Here is a 22,616-nt window from a genome sequence, read left to right on the forward strand (position 1 = left end):
TAATGGAATTTCTTGATCGCCCCACCCAGTTTGAAGAACGCACCGGGCCTGCTTATTGGATCGACGAAGCGATCTGGGGACACCGCCTTCATGACGAGCAGTCACCGTGGCTGACATTCCTCGAGTTCCTGACGGTGCTCCTGTCGGAGCACCGCGAAGGCCGGGCACTGAGCGAGGAAACCTATAACAGCCTCTCGTATAAGCCGCAGCTTCAGCTGCGCCTGCGCAACCTCGTGTTCAACAATCCCCATGTGATGACTGTTCGCGCGGAAGCAGGGTCAGACGACGCGGCATGGTCACTTTGGCTCGATAAGATGGCGGAAACCGCAGGCGGCATCGACAAGCCTGATTTCAGGTATCTACGCGATCGCTTTGAAACTTTCGACGATTTTGCGGCCGTCTTGAGCTTCCTTCAAGGCTCAGCAATCGAAGGGTCGAGCAACAAGCGGTGGAGCTCCAAATTCGTCTTCCCGTTTGGGCCGCATTCTCTGTTCGAAGACGTCAACGTCAAGCCGAATGGCAGCGTCTCGAACGATCGCCGGTTTTTCGCCCGCACCGGCGAAATCCTCTACCTCATGTTAAGCAGGAGCAAGCACGCTGACGAGCTTCGCGTCTTACTGACCTCCCGTTTTCTGGATCAACCGGCGACCTATGATGCAATGGCGCGCGCGCTCCAGGGGGATGTCCAGCTCGCCAAGGCAGAACGTGGGGGCGCTTATCTGCCGTGTTCGCAGCATCTTGTTTTCGATCGGATGGCCGAAGATTGGCTTTCGATCCTGAAGCTGCCCATTCCGGGCCATGACGCTATTCCGCACCTTGTAACCACTGCCGGCCTCAATCTGCTTCTTTATCAACTCGATCGGGCTAGAGAGCTGCTTGACCGTTCTCCTGTCGAACTTGTTTGCGAAATCGTCTCGGCAAGAAAGTCCGTTGTGCGGGATCTCTCGGCCGACTCCTATCAACACAACAACATGCTGCCGCAACTGGCGATCGAGCGCTTTGTCATGCGCATAGCCGAGACGCCGGCCTGGATGGCCGCCGTTGCATCTGACGAACCCGTCTTGAGGGCCAGTGACCTGATGCAGCGCGAGTTCGGATGGCCAGACGGGGACGAAGACGAGACTGTCGGTGATCCGAAGCAACTGCTTGACGAGCTGCTCAGGAAGGCCACCACCCGTCATAAACAGCACGTTGGCAAAATTCATGCGACATGGTCGCGGGCAATCGGATTGTCGTCACGTCGATCGAGCCGGCGCGTGCGCTACGCACCGACCGATCGGTTGCTGAAGACCCTCGTCGTCGCGTGCGTGGATAACAGGCTCGAATTCAAAGACTTCCTGGCGCGCTTACATCATCGGTACGGGATCGTCATTGGGGATGCTCAGGCACGATCATTTGTCGATGCCGGGACCGCAGATCAGGAAGACTTTTCAGACAATGCGCATCGCCTTGAAGAGCGATTGGCAAGCCTCGGTCTCCTCAGACGCCTATCCGACAGCTGCGCCTACGTCGAAAACCCATTCCAGAGAGCGAGAGCCGAGTGAACCCCTCAGATCTCATTGGCGCCGCCGGCGCGACATCGATCCGTTTGCGTCTTGACGCGCTCTCGCCGGAAGATGGCATGGCGCGATATCTTCTCGATCGTCTGACCGGCGAGCAGGTTGCTGCGATCACCCATGCCTTGCTCACCGATGCGAAAGCCACCGAGCTTCTGAACATTGCGTTGCCGCGTAGCCTGGTTTCACCCTTCGGACTACCGGACAGCGTGATGACGGACGAGCGGATGGTGGCGATCCGGCACGCCGACTATAACCGTCCGGCACTTCTTTTTGCCAACACGGACGAAGACCAAGGCGCCTCCCTCGGGGATGTGACCCTGATCGGCGCGAAACAGCTGACGGAAGAGCCGGGACCTTGGGTCGAGGCCGCCGCCGTCGGCCTTGGTCTGAGCGCGAGCCAGATCGCGACCTGGATGGCTGCGTTGAAGGGGCTGACTGCGGCCGATGACTGGACGCTCCACCAGATTGCAACCTATGTCGCCATGACCCGAACGCGTATCGAAACCGATGCGGTACCGGTCACCGATGCCCTCGGATGGGCATTGCCGGCGTTGCGCCTGCCGCGCGACAGCGGTTACTTTCTGGGGCTTGGCGAACGCGATCGCGAAGTCCCGCGTCGGTGGAAAAAGCTGTTCGAAAAGCTCGTCGTTGAGCGCAAACCCTTGATGGTTAAGCAGCGCCCCAATCGCCAGCTTATCGAAAATGAAGAGTTGAGAGAGCAGTTCGCCGAGGTGCGGGACGATATCCCGGCGGAGGTCCATCCTGCCATCGATGCATTCATTGAGGCCGCGCCGGGCTGGGGCCCAGGAGCAGAAGCGCTCAGCCTCTTCGAATGGGAGGCTGAGAGCGTTCTTCAGCTGTTTTCCGGAATAAAGCTGAAGAAAACCTCGCTCGCGCAAGAGACAATCAATTTCTTCGAGTTCACGTTTCCCGACCGAGTGAGTCCAGCCGACAACGAATACCTCCGCGTTCTGAAGGGCCGATCGCTGAAGGAGACGCGTGAGGACGATCGCGAATTCTTCGAGGCCCACAGGGATGATCTCGGGCAAGACAAGGCTCTCAGGGTCAAGTGGGAGCGCTTCGTCTTCGGTCGCCCGATCGAATGCACCGATTTCCTCGAAGGCTTGTTGCGAGTCATTGAACGTCTCTTTGGACAGGTGAACCTCGGAGGCGGGTCCCGTAAACTGAGCATTAAGTCGGCCAGGCGATCGCGTAACCAATGGCTCGACCTCAATGCTGACGTTGGCCTGTATTTCGGGCTGCGCTACAGAGGGTTGCCCGCGCTTCTCGGCGCAGCCGTCGAATGGGACGTGCCGCATCTCTTTAGCTACGAAGAAGTGCTCGATCGGGCGAAAGCACGTCAAAAAAAGTACCGGCGAAATGAATCGACGGCACGAAGTGCCTTGCAGATCAAATTCGATGTGGCGCTAACAGCCGGACGGGAGCGGGCAACCGTTCAGCTCGTTTGGACCGGTCAGCCGGCAGCCATCGGTCTGGAACTGCCGAAAGATCTCGGCCGTCTCATCAAGCGCCCGTTTGGACGCAGCAGCGTTGCGCGTCTCGCGGTTAGTCGAAAGGGCGCCCTCCAGTCGGTGTCGCTGAGCGATACGGGAACGCTGCAACCAGCCTTCGGGCAGGATGCGGGAACGCTTATCCCACGCACCAGCACCGGCCTCGACCTTGCGAAGCAGTTCCCAAAACTCCTGAAGGAGGCAAGGGACGCCGGCCGGATCACACCGGCGGGCGCTGATGACATTGCTGCGGCGTGGAAGCAATTCGTCGCCTTGTATACCGACGCACTTACATCACTGCAGTCGTCCGGGTACGCGTCTGCCACCCTCATCGCGCAGGCTGACGCTTACGGCGGGCTGCTGAACAGTTTGGCCAAGAGTGCCATAGGTGATCTCAACCGCCGCGACATCTGGGAGCCGGTGCTGCGGATCGGGACGATCGAAGTATTGGGGAGCGCGCCGTCAGCCATTGTCGCACCTTGGCATCCACTGCGCCTGGCTGGCGTCGCGGCTAAAATGCGATCGGTGGCAGGCTTGGCCGACTATCTCTTGTCGGATGTCGATGTGAACTTCGGCGACTCGCGTCTGTTTTTCAGCGATCTCCGCGACGAACTCAGCCATCCGCTCTACCCTGAAGTGGCCGTCGGCTACGATGGTAGCGAACCTGTCCTGCTCACGGAAACAAGCACGGTCAACGACTACAGTCTGGTCGAGCGGCCGGTCCGAGATCCGTCTGAGGCGACCACAGATGTCGATCCGTCCGAGGCCGCAAGACAGATCCGCGCGCTGCTCGAACGCTATCTCGACCTGCAGCCGCATGAGCGGTCGAACCTCAGCATCATGCTCTACAATTGCGATGCGGCTGGGTTGCCGCTCGCAACCGTGAGCGCGCTAAGTTCGGTGCAGGACCAGGAAGAAGTCCATTGCAATGTGCTGGTCCGCCATCGCGACCGGGCTCGCTTGTCTGGAGTCTACACCGAGCTGCTTGAACGATCGGAAAATGATCCCGATGCGGTCGTGGTCAGCGAGACATCGCGGAATTTCATGTCGAAGCTGCGTATCGGCGTCATGCTCGACGTCGCGGGCGGATCAAAGTCGGGCGGAGCACGCGAGATAGACGTAGCGTTCCTGCACGACGTTGTGTCCCGTCAGGCGCGTGAACAGTGGTTTCCGGTTCCGGCTTTGCGGGATAATCCTTCCTTGCTGGAGCACGTACCGGCCCGCTGGTCGTACCGGCGGGTCACCGCCGAAGACGAACTCAAGGCGACGAGCTACCTGACGTGCCCGCGCCAGCCAGATGCTGGTTGGGCGTATATCGACGCCGTCGCGAACGTTGTTCGGCGCCAGTCGCATGGTCCAGACGAGCACTATCTGCCAGCCCGCCAAATCTCGTTCCAGGATGGCGGCCTGAAGGGAATGTTCGATGAGGTGCATAAACTGGCGGAGTGGGTCGCCACCTATGACGATCTTCTCGACAAGCGGCAACTTGCTGCCCAAGGGATCAACGTGATCCGGTATCGTCGCCAACGTACGCACGGCCGCAACATGGTCGTGTCGTCGACATCGGAGCTGCGAATGCTTCGCGTGCTGGTCAAGCGGCGGCTTGCGGAACTTTCCTTGGGTCTTGACGACGACCGCCTTGCAGGTCTCGCGCGACGAATGATCGAAGACGCCAATGCCATTTCGGGCGATATCGTTCTGCGGGCAGCCAAACGGGGCGTCTCGGCCGGCGAATTGATCGGTTTGGTGCTGAGCCGGGCGCTTGTCGAAGAGGAGCTTGGTCAACGCGCAGCCGTTGCCTGGTTCCTCCTCGATGATTACGCGGAATGGCTTGGGCAAAAAGAAGAAGGCATCGCCGACATCCTTGGCATCAGTCTCTCGACAGGCGAGGATGGTCTTCCGAAGCTCAGGGCGATCGTGACCGAAGCGAAATACGTCGACCAATCCGGTTTAGCGGAGGCGAGCCGCAAGTCACGCAGCCAATTGCGACAGACCGTTGCCCGTATCGATGACGCTCTGTTTGGCGATCCCGGACGCCTCGATCGCGACCTCTGGCTTTCCCGAATCTCCGATTTGCTGCTGGACGGTACAGCAGCGTTGGGCCAGGCAAACCTTCTCGAACGCGTTCGAGACGGCATTCGCCGCGGTGCTGTACCGATCGATTTGCGCGGTTACTCGCACATTTTCGTTTCCGGCCCGGCGACTGACGGCAGTTCGCCGGGAGAACAAGATGAATTGCCGGAAATCCAGATGGGCCTTCAGGAAATTTTTACGCGCAAGGGGCTTCGCAAACTGATCAAGGCTTACGAGGCCAAACAAAGCCTAACCGAACTGCGGGCCCAGCTTGGCGAAAAGCAGACATGGAAATCGGTCAGCTATCGTCATCCGGCCCCGCGGGTTGATTGGACGAAGGCCATCAAAGAAGAGCATCCGATTGCGGGAATGGATGAGCTCATCAGCCATGACTATGATCAGGATGACGACGAGGGCGATCCCGAAGGCGGAAAGGTTATTGAGGCCGTAGAATCCGGCACAAACGGTAATGATTCAGTCGCCGTGAGCGGCGCTAGCGGTCTGTCGAAGGGGGAAATCGCCCCCGCCCCAGTCTCGACCCAAATCAACGGCGAAGACCAATCGGCCATTTCAGTATGGTCTTTGCCAAACACGCAACCGGGGGCTCCAGCGTCGCCGAGCGGCGAAACGTCTGCTCCGACGTTGGACGAGTTTTCCAGCGCCGGCGTTGACGTCGGCTTTGCTGCCCTAATCGAAGCTCGCGCGCAGAAAGCACGCGAAAACTCGGCGGATGAACGTGAATGGCTGGACAGCACCGCACAAAAGTTGCGCGCCGCACTGCTCGGCTACAATCTTCAAGCCAAGATCGTCGGGATGCGCCTGACCCCAAATGCGGCACTCATCCGTTTCTTGGGGTCGGATCGTCTGCGCGTTGAAGACATCGAAGCGAAACAATCATCCCTTCTGACGACGCATGGGCTTAGGCTAATCTCGATTTCGCCATTGCCGGGCGAGATCGTTGTTGGAGTAGCGCGTCCGCAGCGACAGGTCGTTTCTCTTTGGGATGTTTGGGGCCGACGGAAGATTAATCGCAATGCCGCGGGAGTGAACACGTCGTTCGTGCTCGGCCTGAAGGAACTTGACGGCGATATCCTCTATCTGAACCTTGGTGGCCCATTCGCCGGCGGCCAACAGCATGAACCCCACACGCTTGTCGCGGGCGCAACGGGGTCGGGGAAATCCGTCCTGATCCAGGCCTTGCTCCTCGACATCGCTGCGACCAACTCCAGTGATCTCGCGCACATCCACCTTATCGATCCGAAGATGGGCGTGGACTACGCGGCAATCGAGAGATTGCCGCATCTGCAGGGAGGGGTGATTGTCGACCAAACGCGAGCGGTTGAGGTTATGGAGGACCTCGTCACAGAGATGGAGCGCCGCTACGAGCTGTTCCGGTCCAAGGGTGCTCGAGACATCAGAGCATTCAATTCCAAAGTCGGGACTGCTGAGCGGCTGCCATATGTCTTCTTGGTCCATGACGAGTTTGCGGAGTGGATGCTGACGGAAGATTACAAGATCGCGGTGACATCCAACATATCGCGGCTAGGCGTGAAGGCGCGCGCCGCAGGCATGCACCTGATTTTTGCAGCGCAAAGACCCGACGCGAACGTCATGCCAATGCAACTACGTGACAACCTCGGCAACAGATTGATCCTGAAAGTTGCGAGCGTTGGAACATCCGAGATCGCACTTGGAGTGAAGGGGGCAGAACAGCTCTTAGGGCTCGGTCACCTTGCGGCAAGACTCAGTGGCGAGCCAGCGATCATATATGCCCAAGCGCCGTTCTTGTCGGATGATGATATCGACATTGCAGTTAATTCAATTTGCTTGAGCGACGCGGGTAGCAGATGAAGAGAGAGCAATCCGCTACCCAGCCCGCAACTCGAATTTTCACGTGTGGTTGTGGGAAGCCGGATTGCACGATGGCGACGCTATATCCGTTCCGCGAACACATAGCAAACTTAATTCATGGGATATTTTCGGCGGGACACTTCGGCTTGATTGATGGCTGCGATGATACGCAATATCCGTGGCCAGGTGTAGCGTTTCCCCTGCAAATGGCTGCCAGCATTGAAGACGTCTTCGCAGATCCGTCATATATTGATGAATCAGATGCCGGCCTTTATTGTGAAAGCGCTTGGGATCGTGACGAGGAAGATCGGGTCGCCGCGTCAGAATATGTCGCTGCTTTAACGATCTTCAACTTCGTCTGGATGGCATACGAAGACGCTATAAGGCAGTCAAACATCTTTGCCTACAAGCGCGAAAAGCTTCCTGTGCAAGCTAGAAAGCATTTTGCAGAGCATGCCAGCTTAGTCGATCAAATCCCTGCGCTTTCTTACGTTTACCGTATTGCTCGAAAGTGCTGCCTATATGCAGCCCCCCTGGCAGACGAGGTCGCTGCGATAGAGACCAAGTATAAGCTCACCACAGCCTCTGCCGCTGCGGAACTGGGGCGCGTCTTTAGGAACTATGTGGTGCACGGTTCGGATCCGATCCCACTAGACGGCTATCCAAAGCACTGGGGAATCGCGCGGTTCTACACGGTGTCTCGTATGCTGCTCATTCTCATACAGTGCCTAATCAGATTGCGCCTAACTAACGCAGGGATGCTGATACCGCTCTCGCTGATGCGAGATGAGGAAGTGGAGGAGGCTGGTATGATTTTCGCCCGGCTTCATCAAAAAGCTAATCTATGGCGCCGGTACCCCTCGCAACAGGTCGGGTAGCCGGCTATTTGTGGCAGATCACGCAGCTCGCTGCTGCTTCATCGAGACCATAGACGTCATCAACCGTTTCTGCGGTCCTGCCGGAAAGAGGATTCACCTTCCGGCCGCGGCGCAACCGCTCCCGTCGTTTCTCGTAATCCGCCTTGATCTGTTCTACCCGGTCAGGCGCGATCAACTCCGTCAGACTTTCACCTTGGCTCCATGTGAACGGCGAGCCATCGCGTAACGCGGTCTTTTCATAATCGACGGCCTCGGCGAAACGATCCGGATGATGTTCGGCAAGCCGCACCCATTCGATCTTCTGCTGATAGAAGCAGAATGTGCACCCCGACCGGGAACGCCATTGATAGTAGGCCGGCTCACCGACGTCTGACTGTTCAAGTATCTCGATGACGCCGGTGCGATCGACTCCTGCTTCGCGAAGTGGAAAATGGACCTGCATGTTAGGGTGTGTGGCTTGATAGCCCTCACGGCTCGGCTCATCGGCGCGAATAGCGACGTAGGAGTGGACAATTGTCCCGCTTTTCAGATCCCTTTCCAGCCAATGTTCCAGCGGCCGAAGTTTCAGCTGTCGCGTGCACCAGCGGGTGCGGGGCGAGGGGAGAAAATTGCCGTACTCGTCCAACCAGAAATCAAAGTCGCGGTCGGGGTTAAGCCGCAGGATCGGCCGACCAAGGAAACCCTCGAGCTTGTCGAGGAAGCTATAGACCTCTGGCAGTTCCTTGCCGGTGTCCGTGAAGAAATACTCAATCGGCAGCTCTGGATGATGCTGTCGCATGTAAACGGCGAGGGCGGCGCTGTCGCGCCCGCCCGAGAGACCCAGGATATGACGTTCCTCACTCATTGTCTGCCAACCTCATCTTCGCCATCGGCTGCCATCATCGCGACTGCACGCGCCAATGCAGCAAGCTGCAGTCGTCCACTTTTGTTTTCTGATCTGAGCGAAGCCACCAAGCGATCAGCGATTCCTGCGGCGGCCATCTTTTCGCTTTCGCTCAGTTCGAAGCTGCACATCAAGGGCGGTGTCTTAGGGTCGAGCCCGACGACAAGTGCAAGGGCCTCGGTTTGAGAGCGTCGATCTCGCACGATCGCCAAAGCCTCAAGCTCCCGGAAACGGCGCCCGTATCGCGCAATTTCCGTCAAAGCTTCATGCCGGTCTCTGTCGGACCAATTCCGGGCAGGGCGATGCAACAAAACGCTGACCGTGCTCTCGATATCGCCTTTCCCAAGCTCTATCGCTGCGACGCGATCTGCAAAGGCGTCGAAGTTATAATCGTTCGTTAGGCCTTTAAGCAGCGATGCACGTTCCGCGATCCCTTCGAAGCTCACGACATCAATGCCGAGCGCCTTGGCAAGTGCTAAACGCAACTCCTCGAGAAGCTCAGGATAGCTCGCTTCAGCTGCTTGAAGGGCATGATAGACGGCTCCCGGGGTAAGCTCTTCACCGAGAGCGGCCGGAAGATCGTCAAACAAGAGACGCTCGGGATCGTCTGACTTCATCACGATCCCACGGATTTTCACGGCCAATGGATCAAGGTTGGTGGTACGTTTTGCGAATTGTGAGAGCTCTTCAAAACGCTGAAAGAGAGCCGCGGCGACGGGCAATGACGCGCCGTCATGGTCGAGGCCGAGCAACTGCGCGAGCCCACTGAGAAACGCGGTTTCGCGCACGGACCGGTCTATCCGCCTCAAACGAAAGAGACCAGGCTTCTGTAAAAGCTTGTCGACGACGACATCATCGATTGCTGTTTGATAAACCCCGTCGATATAAACAGCGACGCTCTCGCGCTTTGCGAGCATGTAGGCGAGCGCCAATACCGGCATCACACCGGCTTTGATGCCATAGGGTGGCCGAGCCCACTCCGCATAGACAGCATCGAGAGGCTTTTCACCCGCAAGATCGATTACCTCCCACGCAGGGCGGAGCGATGCTCCCTCTTGGCTATCGTCCGGTTCCGAAAAGCCAAACACGCCGGTCTTGATCTCCTTGTGCAGTCCGAATGGCCGAAGCAAGGTAAGATAGAGGCCGAGCTCTGCAGGATATTGGGTCATTCCCAGCTGCTCATGCGCGTACGACGTGACCATTGCATGAGCAAGCTCACGCAGAGCCGCCATCGAATTGGATGATGGTTTATCGCGCTGGAGCAACTCACTTTTGATGATCGGCGCCTTAGAGTAGCCGGCGTCGGCCAGCGCACTTGCAACGACCGTTAGCGGTGCGCGAATGGCTTGGCTCGGTTGAGGTGCCAGGTACCAGCTTGCGTTCTCAAATGCCGTTTCCAGCGCCCGATGAAGCTGATCGATGCAGTGGGACTGTCTTGCGGCAATCTCGCGCCTCGCGATCCGGTCACCCTCCAGCTGCGGGTGTTCACGGAAAACGCGTTCGACGGCCAACAACTCTGCTGCAGTTGTTCGGAGGGCAGAGCTGTCATTTGCGCCGCCTACGGCAATCACACGCTCCTCATTCGCCAGCGCTTTGGCGGCTTTCTGCGCTAGTTGATTGACTGATTTCGGCGTCAAAGAACCGTCGCCGAGGAGCAATAGCAGAAGGCCACTGCCATGAAGAGGGCGGGCCAAAATACCGCTTGTCAAGGACGCGATCGTGTCGTTCAAGCCGACGACCTGCAGCGCTATCTCAAACGTTCTAAGCGCGCCTTTTTGGAAATAATGCCGTTTGGCCGTCGCAAAGCCTAGGCCGACGCGGCGCGGAATGTCGGAAAGCTCAAGTGAATCCACCGGTTGGATAGCCCGGCCAATGGCTTCCTCAAGATCGAAGTCGCTGCCGGCAAATAGCGCATACCCACCAAGGCGTGGCTGCCGGATCAGGATAGCCCAATCAACGAGATCCTTGATCGCTCCGCTGACGGCGTTTGCCCCAAATCCAGGTACCGACGCGCTCAAAAAGTCGTCTGCGAGCACGACCCCAGAACCGTTGCGGAAAAACTCGATGATCGCCGCCGCTTTCGTCAGGGCGACGTGCAGACCAGTTCCTTTGACACCGGCCCGCTCGATCGCTTCAAATGCAAGGCTGAAGCGGTTGCCGTCCACACCCGCGGTAAGGGCCATTCCGAAGTTAGCGGCGAGATAGTCCCAGAGCATCGAAGGATCGTAGGTCCCGCTCTCGAGATCGGTCACCTCCAGAAACTCCCTGAAGCCGGACGGCTCAGCCGAACTCAGGAAGCCAAAGACGCTTCGCTCGTTTTGCGCGAACCGTGCTCTCGAGATCGGTCCGAGCAGAAGTGCGCTCACCGGATTAAGAGGCCATGTCTGCGCAAGCGCTTCCGCCAACACTTCAACGTCCGTCGGACGGCGCTTGGCGACCGCTTCCGCAACACTGCGGGCGCCGGACGCATTGTGATCAGCGCGCTCAGCGGCGATGGCTCGGCCAAGCAGCGCAACTGTTTCGTCAGCGCCCGAAAGAAACCCGATGTCCTGGTAGCGGCCCTGAACCTTACGCCATTCCTGGCGCGCGTCGCGCGCTGCACGCGCCGTGTATTGGTCGAACGATTGATGAAGAATACCAATGACGACCAAACGGCCGTTGCTACGTGACGCACGTTCGGCGAGGTCCTGAAGCAGATGGACGTCTCCACCTTCGAGTGCTTCGTGCTCAAGAAGCTTACCGAGTTCGTCAAGAATGAGGAGGGTTCCGCTCGACGCGCCTTCGCCCCCGGCGATTAAAGCCTTGATGAGGCGATCATCGCTTGCTGCGAACTGTGACGCGGTGTCCTCAGACCAGCCGAGGGTATTGCGTGCGGCTTCAACGATGGCGTCGCGGAGCCGTGTCCGGCTTCCGGTAACGGCGACGACTTTCCAAGGGCCGCTGGTTTCCGCGAACGCCTGGTTGAACAGCGTCGAGAGAAGCTCCCCCGCAATATCTCGAGCAATTTTCCGATTCTTCTTCGTGCCGGCCACGAGGTTCGCAAGCAGCAGAGCAGCACTCGACTTGCCGCCGCCATAAGGACCGGTCCAAGTGTAGGCACCTTGATGGTGGTCCCGCTGGCTCTCACCAAGGATACGCAGAGCTTTAGCGACACTTGCCTGCAAAACGTATCCGACCAATGGCGGCGTGCCGTTCAGGTCCGCATCGAGCCGGGCCGATCGCGCGAAACGGCGATCGATGGAAACTATACTGGAAAGCTTGGTCATGCTGCGATCTGACGGTCAAGTTTGCGTGGGTAGGCGAGAGAAAGAACCTTCGTCGGATCGAACTCGGAAGTGCGCTGGATCTGGCGAAGACCGGCCGTATCGACCCATTGCCAAGCACCTGCGGTCAGATCGTCAAGCCGCATCAGTCGGGAAACCAGGCTGTCTTCGTCGAGTTTGAAAACGCGGCCTGGCGAGCCTGCTCCATAACAGATCTGTTCAGCCGTCAATGTGGTCGCGCCGCCGGATCGTTCCCAAAACTGACCAAGCGCGTAAGCGAAAACGGCATCATGGAGGCCCGGCTTGGGACCGCGAACAAACTCATACCAGCCACCAAGCCGAGCTTCTCGGATCAATGAAAGCTCGGCTAACAGAGGCTCTGCTGCGTCTTCATTGAGAGTATCCGCGCGCCGCACATAGCTGCGCAAGAAAACCTCGATATCGCGCTTTAGTGTTCCGCGCGTTGCCCGCCATCCGTTGCTCTCGACTAAGGCCATGAGCTGGTCGAGCAACATGGCCGGATCGAACTCGATCGCGTTAAGCAGATTGAACGCGTAGTAAGCAGTTGTTGTCATCGAAGGCGTGCTGGCAATATGCCAATGAGCGAGCCAAATCGTCGCTGATTGCTCGAGGTATGGATCGAGACCATCGTCGGAGAGAATGGCCTGACCAAGCCCGGTTGGTACAATCATGCGATCAACTTCGACGAAGAAGCCCGAAGCGAGCGCCCAATAGCGCATGGAAACCGCCATATTGCGCCCGACGCCAAAACGAGTTATTGCATCTTGTTGCTGAAATGTTCTGGAATCGGCTCCGCTGCCGACTGCATCGAAGGCTTTCTTCAACCATAGCAGCCGTAGCGGGAACGTCTCGTGTCCCGCAAACTGCCCTCTCGAATCGATCTTTATCGTAGCGTTTCCCATGAAGGGATCTTACTGGTGAACGTCTCCAGTTTCAAGGCGAGACAGCGCGGCGGCATCAACAATGTGTCCGGCAGCCGCTAATATCTCTTCCGTATTCTGGTAGCGATTACAGAGAATCCGAATAACGCCACGAGCATCTATTTCAGAAAGCCCAATAGATTCAAGAACATGAGAGGATTTGATTTGACCTGACGTGCATGCAGAGCCCGTTGAAAGCGATACTTGACGCGCGATGCGAGCGCAGAGCTCGTCTGCATCGACGCCGAAGAGCTGGATGGAAGCCGTGCCTGGAACCGTTGGCGCATCACCGCTGACCCGTCGGAAGCGAAGTTGACGTTGTTGAAGCGTCTGAAGCAACTGCTCAATCAGCCCCGAGCAATGCTCTCGGTCGGATGCAAGCCGTTCCATTGCAACCCGAGCTACCGCACCGAAGCCTGCAACGAGCGCGACGGGTTCAGTTCCGGGCCTTAGACCGCTCTGCTGGCCACCGCCCAAAGTCAGGGGAACCGGCTTTGGCGCCGATGCGGCGACATACAGTGCGCCTATGCCCATCGGACCATAGCATTTGTGCGCCGAAACGGTGAGGTAGTCGACATCAAGCTCGACGACGTCGACGTCCATCTTGCCGACAGCCTGCGCAGCATCGCTATGGAAGAGCGCGCCGCTCTCATGCGCGAAGGCAGCAGCTTCCTTGACCGGCTGGATGACGCCGGTCTCATTGTTGACCGTCATCACTGATGCAAGGAGGAGGTCATGGTCGACAAGCTTCGCGAATTCGGCAAGATCAAGCCGGCCGCGACGATCGACGGGAGCAATGATGACTTCGAACCCTTCGGACTGTAAGGCGTGTGCAGGTTCCAAGACGGACTTATGTTCAACTGCCGAAACGAGCACGCGTTTCCGATTGGGTTGGAGTCTGCGAGCGGCGCGTGCCACGCCCAAAATCGCGAGATTGTTGGCTTCGGAAGCACCCGAGGTGAAGGTTATCTCACTTGCAACGGCGCCAAGCAGGTCGGCAACCGATCCGCGGCCATCGGCAATCGTGCGGGCGGCAATCTCGCCTGAAACGTTGGACGAACCAGCATTTCCCGGGTGCGCCCAAACGGCAAGCATCGCGTCGCGAGCTTCAGGCGCAAGCGGCAGAGTGGCAAAACCATCGAGATAGATCGGATGGGTCATTTCAAAAACTTCCTGCACTAAGCGAGCATTCGATGCTAAACAGAATCGAAGTGTGAGGTTATTATGTCAAACGGTTTAACGAATGAACCACCTGATCCGAACGTGATTTACGAACAGCGTTGCGAGGACTTTCGTTCGCTCAACGGGTTTCTATGGCAATCGCCCCTTATCATAATGACGCTTACTGGCGGGTTGTGGTTTGCGGTTGGAAGCTTCGAAGTCAGTGATCGAGCAAGATCGATGTTGCTTATCTTTGCTGGAATATCAAACCTTCTGATGATCATCGCGCTCATCAGGCTGCGATACGTGATGCAGAAAGTGCTCGCTGACATCCGCAGCTATGATGGCAAAGGCAAGATCGGAGGAAATTTCATCATCGTCGGCACCTTCTGCATGCTGCTACTGTTTGCTGCAGTCGGCTCTTTCGTGACGAGCTGGGGACCATCGGCTTATTTCACCAAAAGTGCTGCCGGGAAGGCAACACCCTGATGGCGTCGGGAACGTCATTTGATTCTGTCGCCTACTACGATCGGCTGGCTGCTGATTTCGGGCCGCAATACGACGCCGTCAGTTTCGATCTCGTCCATCCAAACCTTGCCCTACATCTTCCGGTTGAAGGCCGGGTTCTCGACATAGGAGCTGGTAGCGGGCGCGATGCACGAGCGCTCGCTGCTCGGGGGTTAGAGGTCATAGCGGTTGAACCGTCGATGGCGTTCCGGCGTGTCGCAGTAGCGAACGGTGTCAAGGGAGTGACCTGGGTTGACGATCGTCTTCCAAAGCTTGCGCTTTTGGACAAAATTCCGCCGTTTGACTTCATTTTGTGCTCAGCAGTGTTAATGCTGCTCGACGACAGTGATTTTTGGAATAGCTTTCAGAGGATGGCGCATCTTCTAGCCGATACTGGTCTTCTGGCCGTTGACGTCCGAAATCCAATGCCCAATGAGCCGGTCGATATTTTTTATGCGCACCCTGACGCACAGGTCTTAGAAGCTGCGGCTAGAGCCGGACTAGATTGCATTGATTATTCAGAAAGAAACGATGCCTTGGGTCGATCAGAGTACCGATGGCGTAGCTATATCTTTGCTCATGCAAATCGTTGACTCATTTTAGTTTCCGGCAGTGGTCAAACTATCGGGGTGGCCAACTGGTTAGGAGAGAGGTTATTGAGTTCCGTCTGTGATTGAACCATTTTTCAGCTCGCACAGGACCGTTAGAATGATAGGCACCAACGTATTATCAGTGATTTGAGGTCAGTACTCCGGTCTATGAGCAAATGGAAATCGGCCTATGCTTCATCAGGCGTGCATGAATTTCGCCAAGGATATCTGCCTATCTCGCAAAGCCGGGCTTTGTGGATCGACCGGTCCAAACATACGCAAGTCGTGACTGGTATGCGTTCTCGACGGCGATTTTTGCAGTGACAGTTTGCGTCCCGCTCCATGGGCCGCCGATTCCAGAAAATCCACCGACCCGCATCCGGCAAGAAGCCATGTGCTGTCCCCCATTGATCCCGGAAGAATGACCGGCTCACCGAACCTTTCATACGGGCTGGAATAGGCTTGATCTTTTCGACAAAGCCCAACTCTCCGCGGTCTTGAAAACTTGCGGTGGGAGCCAATCGGCAATGCGTCCGGACGCGTTCTCTTTGCGCAATCGCGGCAGGAAAAGAAGAGCGCCAATGAAGCAGATCGCCTGATCAAGTATCTAGCGAGGTTCGGCTTGAGCTTCGATGAAGTGAGAGAGCGCCTGCGTGCAGCACCGCTCCTATAAAACGGCGAATGTCAGGCACTGTTCTCATTCACACTTCCATCCAGACCTGATTGAGTATCCTGGCGGCCAGCGCGGCTTTATCCTGGGGCAAAAATCTCCCGTAGTGACTCGCCACCATGTCCGGCGTATCCTGGATTGCATAGCTGGCCTGTTCGTAGGAGCCAGTCTGCTTCAAGATATGAGTAGCCAGGACGTCCCGGACGTTGTGCGGACCATGGGGAAGCAATCCCCTTATAGCGCCCCGGTCGGTATAAGGGTTATAGATACCGTATCGCTGAATTGTGAGCCGCCAAGCCTCGTAGAATGTCGTTTGGTCATAGGCTGCATCCTTGCTGTTTGATTTTACAGTTTTGACAAACAGCGTGCCCGGATCGCGGTTCTCGTCGGGCAATCGTTTAATTATCTCGTCCGTGATTTTTCGATATTCGGCAAGTGGACTATCGGCTTCCAGAACGCACATGATCGGTTCGAACGGATCCCGGTGAACGCGCATCACGCGCTGGATTTCTCTGGAGCGATGTGTTGCATGTTTAAAGCACTCCGCGCATGCCCCGTGCCAATCCTGCTGTGCAAAATCGATTTCTTCTGCTGTCACCAATCCTGGAACAGGCTGCAGACCTCTGGCTAATTCAGCATGTTGCCACATCCAACCGGTTTCCGGGCGTGTCATGCCGAGTATTGCGCTCAGCATATCCTGCTCCCACGATGTGTAAAAGCCGCGTCGCTTTTCTCGCCACTGAAGGTACCAGTCCCAAATACCAGGAAAGACGAGCAAACCGAACGTTATTTGCCGCAAAGGAATGCCGCGCCCCTTGACTTCACTATCTGGAGAAGCAGCAAGGGCGCCGAATAAAAGTCCAAGATGCTCAACCTTTTGAGACGCAGTTTCTTCTCCCCAAACACCGTTTCTCTGAAAACCGACTGATGTCAGGGTTGCTGTTTTAAACCGGACAAGGTTGGCCATCTCCATTGCCAGGCGGGGAGGAGCGTCTACGACGCCCGCGAGCAAATCGGGATCTTCGATAAAATCATCTTCATCCAGACTGCCCTCGAAATCCAAAGTTTCTGATCTGACGCGTGGTGACAATACCGTGCCGTAAGAAATTCCGGGGAACCGGATCGCGTATCTCTGTTTGGACGCCTTCCTCTGAAACCGGCGATAATCAGTCGAGCCCGATATGATCACACGCCGGACCCATTCGAGGATCTCTTCCCGTTTGCTAAAGGAAAGCTGATTAAAGTCGTCTGGCAAATGCCAGACAATGCGCCGCCGTTCGGCGGCACTAACATCGCTACCGAGCTCGTGACCGTATATTGATCGTGCCTGATGAGGCAGTCTGGATTTAAAATAACCCTCGGGGAGACGATATCGCTGTTCTATTCTCGTAAGTACATCGAAGCTATCGGCAGAGCGCGGCGTCTTCGTTCCATTCGCCCAATTCGATATCGTGCGGATGTCGAAAATCTCATGCTGTTTTATAATTGCTCGGTGGAGGCGCCAGTAGGTCTCACCGAACCTGCGCATATGATAATTCAAGGCCTGCTGGAAAGTCTGCGGATCTTCGGTCCACGCAAACAGCGGTTCCGGAAACTCCTCAACAGGATCCGCCGGCGCTAAACTGGGCGACTTTGGACGAACAGGAATTCTCACCGAGGCCGGGGCCCGGTCCGGCTTTGGCAAACGCACGGCGGGGCGACGATCACGTATTTTATGTTTTGGCGCAGTTTGATCGGATTGGGGAACGCTATTGTCGACCCATCGAATTAGGGCTTCTAATGCAGGCCGAATAATATTCTTCAGCTTCTCCGTTAATTCGCAATCAATCCGGCTTTCCGAGGCGAATGATAACCAGTCTATCTGGCTTCTGCGCATCGGAGGCTTTCTGTGCTGGACGATCAGATCATCGAGATATGACTTGGTCCTATCGAGTATTTCTTCGGACACATGCGGCCTGACGCGTTTGTCGCAGAATTCAGAGATCATATTCCGAAATTGAAGAGGTGAAGAAGTCTGTGTTTTCATTGCAGCCCAAATTGCTAAATTGACCGGCTTCTTGCCGGGCGTGGGCTGCTAATGCGAATTGATTAATCAATGCTGAAGGCTGAGAATAAGAGGGCGTGTACATGTCTGCTATGATCCAAATTATATACGCGATGATCAGGTTTATGTTCTTTCAAGTGACACGCCCTGATCTAAAAATCAGGGCGCTGATGTTTACTTCTGCCGTTCAGAGGTTAGTCCGATCCTGCGACGGTGAAAACAGATGGATCGATGCTGATCTCGTCTTCGATACCGAGCTTTACGATGATTGCAGGGAGAATTTTATGGATAGCGCGCATGCCGACCAATAATTCGTTCATATATATGTCGGGATGCAAACGAATAGCGTTTCGTCCGAAACTCTCAAGCTCCGCCTCGGATCCAAGTTCGCCAGGGGATGAATACACCAGGTCCAACAGTTCGGCGCGAAGCGGAACACCGCCCCTATACGCTCGTTGCTTGGCAAAGTTCAGCCAGTTCGTGTAATCCTTACGCGTCTGATATCGAAACGTGTTGAACTTTGGTGCTAAGGTCCGGTCTACTTCTATCTTGGATGCGGCTAGGTCCATAAGGCAAGGCTCGATATTCCCGGCGGGGGAATCGAAGAGTTCGAGCTCGTCATCCATAATGATCTCTTCTACGTAAGCCGCATAGAAGCCGTATACGTCGTTAAGAGCGTGATAGATCGACATTATGAGTGACGTGAAAGGATGGGCTTCAAGAGCCTCTATATGTAGTTCGACACTGTCATCGTCGTCAGCGAAATCAGCCTCATAGTCAAAATCCAGTTCCTTCGGAAAGCTGATTGGTATCGCTACGCCCATTTCCCGAAGCGTAAGAAACGTCTGCCATCCCAGTTGGTTGAACTCGTCCTCTTCCAACGGTGCAGTGTGGTACCCGGTTTCCGCATTTTCCGAAATGAGATCAGCCAGAAATCGTAGAAGACGGTTCCATTTTTTTGCGTATTCCACCGATCCGGTCCAGGTGACAAATTCGGGATCAAGATCCTCGATTTTGGCGAGTGCGCGCAATCGATCCGCCATATCCGACGAGATATGCTCGCCCTTTTTCCATTTGCTGATTTGGGTTGGTGATACTTTCAGGAGTGCTGCGAGCTCTTTTTGAGAGCATGTTTGTGCGTCGAGGGCTAATTGTACGAGAGCCGCACTGTTCATGGATTTGATCCTATCTGCAAAACGATGGCTAAACTTCGCACAATTTACTAAATTGTCAATTTATTTTAGTAAACTTGAAAATCGTGTTAAAGCAGAGAATGTGGCACGAAGGTTCATATCCCTTCAAGGCGAGGGGTCTATGCTCGGGCGGCAGGTTCGCTTCTTGATCAGCAATCTGCGTCCCGTTGCGTTCGTTAGAACGGGTTGGGTGCATTCAGAGTTTCACGTTGCCGACGCCAAAGATAATAAGCTTCCTAAGTATTGTATTGGTAAAAAGTCTAATTCCTTGGTGAATTTCGCCATCTGATGTTGACTCAGTGAACAAAATCACGCATTCGATAAAGCTCTAGTAAGGGTTGTATTTACTGTTTTCCTGCCATGCGGGAGGTGTCGAGGGCCACTTTATACAGCAGTGCAACCAAATGCATTTGGGTTCAATACGAATAAGGTCTCGGAAGTGGAGCGTTATTGTTCACTTCTTTTTTGATGATCTACCGACCTGTTGAGGGACAAGTCGTTTGAATTGGGGATTTATTGGGAATGCATTTTGTCAAGACTTTAACGTCTTCAGGCGTTTTTGCGTCTATTTTTCTGGTGAGTGTAACTGCTGGTTCGGCGCAGGATGCGCCTGTTGCGGCGGAAACGCCTGCTGTTCAATCCACCCGTTTCGATGACTGGTATTATCGCTGTGTTGATGTGAAGGCTTCGGACGGCAAATCTGTTGCGCAATGTGAGGTTGCACAGATCTCTCAGGTGAAGCAGGGCGACCAGGACGTCAACGTTCTCACGCTGGCCATTGCAAAGACAGCGCCTGAAGCTGGCAAAAAGCCTTCTGACAATGATTTGTTACTGACAGCACTTGTGCCCCTCAATGTCGTTTTGCCAATTGGCCTCGGTTTTTCTGCTGATGGCAAGGACGTGGTGACGGTTCCCTATCGCAATTGTAATCAGGCAGGTTGCTGGGCGCAGCAGAAGCTTGACGGCAAGATGCTGGCAGCGTTGCAGAAGGGGTCTGCCGGAGAGGCTCGACTTCGTCTGATGAACGGCCAGAACATCAATCTCAAATTCTCATTGAAGGGCCTGACCAAGGCGCTCGCAGAACTTCAAAAGCCATCAAAGGCCTGATCGGGAGCAGATATGATATATTCTGTTCGCCCGGCGAAGCTTGGCCTTGCGTTGGCTGTTTCCCTGCTCATGACTGGGACTTGCGTCTTTGCTCAGGCTCCAAATCCTGCGGCTTCGCCTGCCGATGACTTCATGCGTCGTCAGGCGGAACAGGGTCTGGATAAGCGGTTAGATAGTTTGCGCGAAGCCACGCCACGCGGCGGATCATCCGTCAGGCCCGAGCAGGGCGAGGAGGGGACGGGCGCTGCAACAGGCCCATGCTTTTCAATCAACCAAGTCGATGTTGAAGGCGTAACGCTGCTTTCAAAGGCTGCACTTGATCCGGTTCTTTCGCCCTATCGCAACAAGTGCATCGGCCTTGCCGATATCAATGTTCTTCTGAAAGACCTTACCAATCTCTACATGGATGCGGGCTATATCACGTCGCGCGTCTATGTGCCCGAACAGGATATTGCAGGCACCAAAGTTCTGCGCCTTGTCGCTGCTGAAGGCACGCTTTCCGATATTTATCTGAATGGAAAGCCAGCAGACTATCCCGGGCTCCTGGCAACCGCCTTTCCGGGTATGAAAGGCAGGGCGGCGAATATCCGCGATGTTGAGCAGGGGCTTGATCAGATCAATCGCCTGTCATCGAACAATGCCAAGACGTCGATGTTGCCGGGCAAGGAGCCGGGTGCCTCCATTCTCAATGTTGAGAACAAGCCCGGTCTGCCGTGGCATTTCTCCATTGCGAATAACAATCTCGGCCAGAAATCGACGGGCTATTCCCGCTCATCAATATCGTTCCGCATGGATAATCTGGTCAATCTGAACGATCTCGTTTCGCTGACCTATGAGCATAGCGGGCCGGACTATCCATGGCCCAATGATGGTGTCGGTCAAAGCAACAGCATTTCAGGTTCGATCAGCGTTCCATACGGCTACTGGACCTTCACGCTCAACGGCTCATATTACAAATATCGCAGCTCGGTTCCGGGGAACTATGGCGATATCGACACATCGGGCGATTCCGGTCAGCTCGGTTTCAATGTCGACCGCGTCATTCTGCGCGATCAGAACTCCATCACCACACTCAATGCAGGCATTGCCTATAAGGAAACCAACAATTTCCTGATGGGCAATCTGATCGAAGTCGGCAGTCGGCAATACTCCGTCGCCAATCTGGGGATTTCTCATTCACGCCGCATGCTGGGTGGGCTCTGGGTGTTCGATCTGAGCTATAATCAGGGGCTCGGCCTCTTTGGCGCAACGAAACGCGGTGATCCCGGCGCGGGTGATGCTGAACCGGAATTCTCCAAATTCACCGGCACGATCAATGTTACCAAGCCCTTCCAGCTTGCAAACCAAAACCTGCAGTTCTCGACGCTGATCAACGGGCAATATTCGCCAGACAACCTCTATGGCGCCGAGCAGATTTCACTGGGCGGTTATTCCAACGTGCGCGGTACGCGCGACAGCATCCTGTTTGGCAATAATGGCCTGTTCACCCGCAACGAGATCACATGGCGCACATTGCCATGGAAAGATAGCGAGCTTCTGACCAAGCGTCTGGGCGAATTCCGGCCCTATGCGGCTCTCGATTACGGCCACGTGTTCGGTCAGGACCGTTTCGCCATAGAAGGCGGCGATGTGTCCGGCTGGACAGTCGGTGCACGTCTGGCAGGCGGCAATATCGGGGCCGATATCGGCTATTCGCGCATCATCAAGAGTACAGCCGACACCAGTTCAAAAGATTTGTTTTTTGTTAGCACATCACTGCAGTGGTGAGGTGCAACGTGGGGGAATGCATGTTTTCGAAAGTGAGTTTGAAGGGGCAGGGATTGATCAAGGCGGTCCTGATCGTCGTTGCAGGCGTCTTCGTTCTATCAGGTTGCGCCAGCCGCGACCCGCGTCTTTTGGAAGCTTTGAAAGGCACCAGAGTTGCTGAAGTCAGGGTCGAAGCAACGCCCGACGTCGGCACAGGCTTGCCAATGATTAATGGCAAAACGCCCGAACAACAGGTTGCCATTGTAACCGCTGCCTTGCGCAAAGTCGCAGCTCGCGACCTGACGGGTTATCCAGGCGGTTCCACCCCGGCGCGTCTGGTAATCACATTGCAGCAAGCCGATCTCGCATCCGAACAGGGCCGTGTGATCTTGAGCAGTGACAGCTGGATCAGGGGCACGGTTCGTCTTGAAGACATCAAGACGGGACGTCTGATCGCCCAAAACCCGCGCGTTGTGGGCCAGAACCGTGGTGTGAAGGGTGATGGTTTAGGCATTGTGGTCGCCATGGCCATCAATGCAGCAATGACCAAGAGCCAGGAACATCTGGCGGAAAAGCTCGCAGAGGATTTCACCGTCAATACGAAGACGTGGTTGACGCCAAAATAATTGGTGCCCTGGA

Annotated in this window: 15 protein-coding genes; 8 read left to right on the forward strand and 7 right to left on the reverse strand. The window is 55.8% G+C overall.

Annotation, left to right across the window (positions count from 1 at the left end):
• The first annotated feature begins 2 nt into the window (after positions 1-2).
• The 3 genes from FGI60_RS06315 to FGI60_RS06325 all read left to right on the forward strand — a co-directional run bounded on the left by FGI60_RS06315 (position 3) and on the right by FGI60_RS06325 (position 7,872).
• Complete coding sequence (locus FGI60_RS06315) at positions 3-1,544, forward strand: hypothetical protein (protein ID WP_138784415.1); 1,542 nt, start codon at positions 3-5, stop codon at positions 1,542-1,544.
• Complete coding sequence (locus FGI60_RS06320) at positions 1,541-6,994, forward strand: FtsK/SpoIIIE domain-containing protein (RefSeq protein WP_210238412.1); 5,454 nt, start codon at positions 1,541-1,543, stop codon at positions 6,992-6,994. Before FGI60_RS06315 ends, FGI60_RS06320 begins: the two co-directional genes overlap by 4 nt.
• Before the next feature lie 71 nt (positions 6,995-7,065).
• Positions 7,066-7,872: a hypothetical protein gene (locus tag FGI60_RS06325; protein ID WP_138784416.1), complete on the forward strand. Its 807-nt coding sequence runs from the start codon at positions 7,066-7,068 to the stop codon at positions 7,870-7,872.
• A 4-nt stretch (positions 7,873-7,876) separates the two neighbouring features.
• On the opposite strand, the gene FGI60_RS06330 is transcribed toward FGI60_RS06325, so the two are convergent.
• Genes FGI60_RS06330 through FGI60_RS06345 form a run of 4 tightly spaced genes read right to left on the reverse strand, consistent with a single transcriptional unit; the run spans position 7,877 to position 14,120 of the window.
• Complete coding sequence (locus FGI60_RS06330; RefSeq protein WP_138784417.1) at positions 7,877-8,716, reverse strand: phosphoadenosine phosphosulfate reductase family protein; 840 nt, start codon at positions 8,714-8,716, stop codon at positions 7,877-7,879.
• Positions 8,713-12,021, reverse strand: coding sequence for an ATP-binding protein (locus tag FGI60_RS06335; RefSeq protein ID WP_138784418.1), 3,309 nt, complete (start codon positions 12,019-12,021; stop codon positions 8,713-8,715). The genes FGI60_RS06330 and FGI60_RS06335 overlap by 4 nt, the downstream gene beginning before the upstream one ends.
• Positions 12,018-12,941, reverse strand: a complete 924-nt coding sequence (locus FGI60_RS06340) for a DUF4007 family protein (protein ID WP_138784419.1) — start codon at positions 12,939-12,941, stop codon at positions 12,018-12,020. The genes FGI60_RS06335 and FGI60_RS06340 overlap by 4 nt, the downstream gene beginning before the upstream one ends.
• Before the next feature lie 9 nt (positions 12,942-12,950).
• Complete coding sequence (locus FGI60_RS06345) at positions 12,951-14,120, reverse strand: cysteine desulfurase family protein (RefSeq protein ID WP_138784420.1); 1,170 nt, start codon at positions 14,118-14,120, stop codon at positions 12,951-12,953.
• A 63-nt stretch (positions 14,121-14,183) separates the two neighbouring features.
• Between FGI60_RS06345 and FGI60_RS06350 the strand changes: the two genes are divergently transcribed.
• Positions 14,184-14,609, forward strand: coding sequence for a hypothetical protein (locus FGI60_RS06350; protein WP_138784421.1), 426 nt, complete (start codon positions 14,184-14,186; stop codon positions 14,607-14,609).
• Positions 14,609-15,220: a class I SAM-dependent methyltransferase gene (locus FGI60_RS06355; RefSeq protein ID WP_138784422.1), complete on the forward strand. Its 612-nt coding sequence runs from the start codon at positions 14,609-14,611 to the stop codon at positions 15,218-15,220. Before FGI60_RS06350 ends, FGI60_RS06355 begins: the two co-directional genes overlap by 1 nt.
• Positions 15,221-15,415: 195 nt before the next feature.
• Here the strand turns inward: FGI60_RS06355 and FGI60_RS26780 are convergent, their stop codons facing one another.
• The 3 genes from FGI60_RS26780 to FGI60_RS06370 form a co-directional block, all read right to left on the reverse strand.
• Positions 15,416-15,625: a hypothetical protein gene (locus FGI60_RS26780; RefSeq protein ID WP_374843058.1), complete on the reverse strand. Its 210-nt coding sequence runs from the start codon at positions 15,623-15,625 to the stop codon at positions 15,416-15,418.
• 293 nt (positions 15,626-15,918) lie between these two features.
• Positions 15,919-17,913, reverse strand: coding sequence for a hypothetical protein (locus FGI60_RS06365; protein WP_138784424.1), 1,995 nt, complete (start codon positions 17,911-17,913; stop codon positions 15,919-15,921).
• A 212-nt stretch (positions 17,914-18,125) separates the two neighbouring features.
• Complete coding sequence (locus FGI60_RS06370) at positions 18,126-19,106, reverse strand: helix-turn-helix domain-containing protein (RefSeq protein WP_138784425.1); 981 nt, start codon at positions 19,104-19,106, stop codon at positions 18,126-18,128.
• 540 nt (positions 19,107-19,646) lie between these two features.
• Here FGI60_RS06370 and FGI60_RS06375 point away from each other — a divergent pair.
• The 3 genes from FGI60_RS06375 to FGI60_RS06385 are packed head-to-tail and all read left to right on the forward strand — an operon-like array spanning position 19,647 to position 22,603.
• Complete coding sequence (locus FGI60_RS06375) at positions 19,647-20,231, forward strand: invasion associated locus B family protein (protein WP_138784426.1); 585 nt, start codon at positions 19,647-19,649, stop codon at positions 20,229-20,231.
• A 12-nt stretch (positions 20,232-20,243) separates the two neighbouring features.
• Positions 20,244-21,998 (forward strand): ShlB/FhaC/HecB family hemolysin secretion/activation protein, encoded by a 1,755-nt coding sequence (locus FGI60_RS06380; RefSeq protein WP_138784427.1) that lies wholly within the window; start codon positions 20,244-20,246, stop codon positions 21,996-21,998.
• A 20-nt stretch (positions 21,999-22,018) separates the two neighbouring features.
• Positions 22,019-22,603: a hypothetical protein gene (locus FGI60_RS06385; RefSeq protein WP_138784428.1), complete on the forward strand. Its 585-nt coding sequence runs from the start codon at positions 22,019-22,021 to the stop codon at positions 22,601-22,603.
• Positions 22,604-22,616 lie beyond the last annotated feature (13 nt).

The organism is Brucella haematophila, from assembly GCF_005938105.1.
Classification (GTDB): domain Bacteria; phylum Pseudomonadota; class Alphaproteobacteria; order Rhizobiales; family Rhizobiaceae; genus Brucella; species Brucella haematophila.

Coding starts and splice junctions, on each gene's coding strand:
- FGI60_RS06355 (WP_138784422.1), top strand. CDS start 14,609: ATGGCGTCGGGAACGTCATTTGATTCTGTCGCCTACTACGATCGGCTG.
- FGI60_RS06385 (WP_138784428.1), top strand. CDS start 22,019: ATGTTTTCGAAAGTGAGTTTGAAGGGGCAGGGATTGATCAAGGCGGTC.
- FGI60_RS06380 (WP_138784427.1), top strand. CDS start 20,244: ATGATATATTCTGTTCGCCCGGCGAAGCTTGGCCTTGCGTTGGCTGTT.
- FGI60_RS06340 (WP_138784419.1), bottom strand. CDS start 12,941: ATGGGAAACGCTACGATAAAGATCGATTCGAGAGGGCAGTTTGCGGGA.
- FGI60_RS06325 (WP_138784416.1), top strand. CDS start 7,066: ATGGCGACGCTATATCCGTTCCGCGAACACATAGCAAACTTAATTCAT.
- FGI60_RS06350 (WP_138784421.1), top strand. CDS start 14,184: ATGTCAAACGGTTTAACGAATGAACCACCTGATCCGAACGTGATTTAC.
- FGI60_RS06330 (WP_138784417.1), bottom strand. CDS start 8,716: ATGAGTGAGGAACGTCATATCCTGGGTCTCTCGGGCGGGCGCGACAGC.
- FGI60_RS06345 (WP_138784420.1), bottom strand. CDS start 14,120: ATGACCCATCCGATCTATCTCGATGGTTTTGCCACTCTGCCGCTTGCG.
- FGI60_RS06365 (WP_138784424.1), bottom strand. CDS start 17,913: ATGAAAACACAGACTTCTTCACCTCTTCAATTTCGGAATATGATCTCT.
- FGI60_RS06315 (WP_138784415.1), top strand. CDS start 3: ATGGAATTTCTTGATCGCCCCACCCAGTTTGAAGAACGCACCGGGCCT.
- FGI60_RS06335 (WP_138784418.1), bottom strand. CDS start 12,021: ATGACCAAGCTTTCCAGTATAGTTTCCATCGATCGCCGTTTCGCGCGA.
- FGI60_RS06370 (WP_138784425.1), bottom strand. CDS start 19,106: ATGAACAGTGCGGCTCTCGTACAATTAGCCCTCGACGCACAAACATGC.
- FGI60_RS26780 (WP_374843058.1), bottom strand. CDS start 15,625: ATGGGGGACAGCACATGGCTTCTTGCCGGATGCGGGTCGGTGGATTTT.
- FGI60_RS06375 (WP_138784426.1), top strand. CDS start 19,647: ATGCATTTTGTCAAGACTTTAACGTCTTCAGGCGTTTTTGCGTCTATT.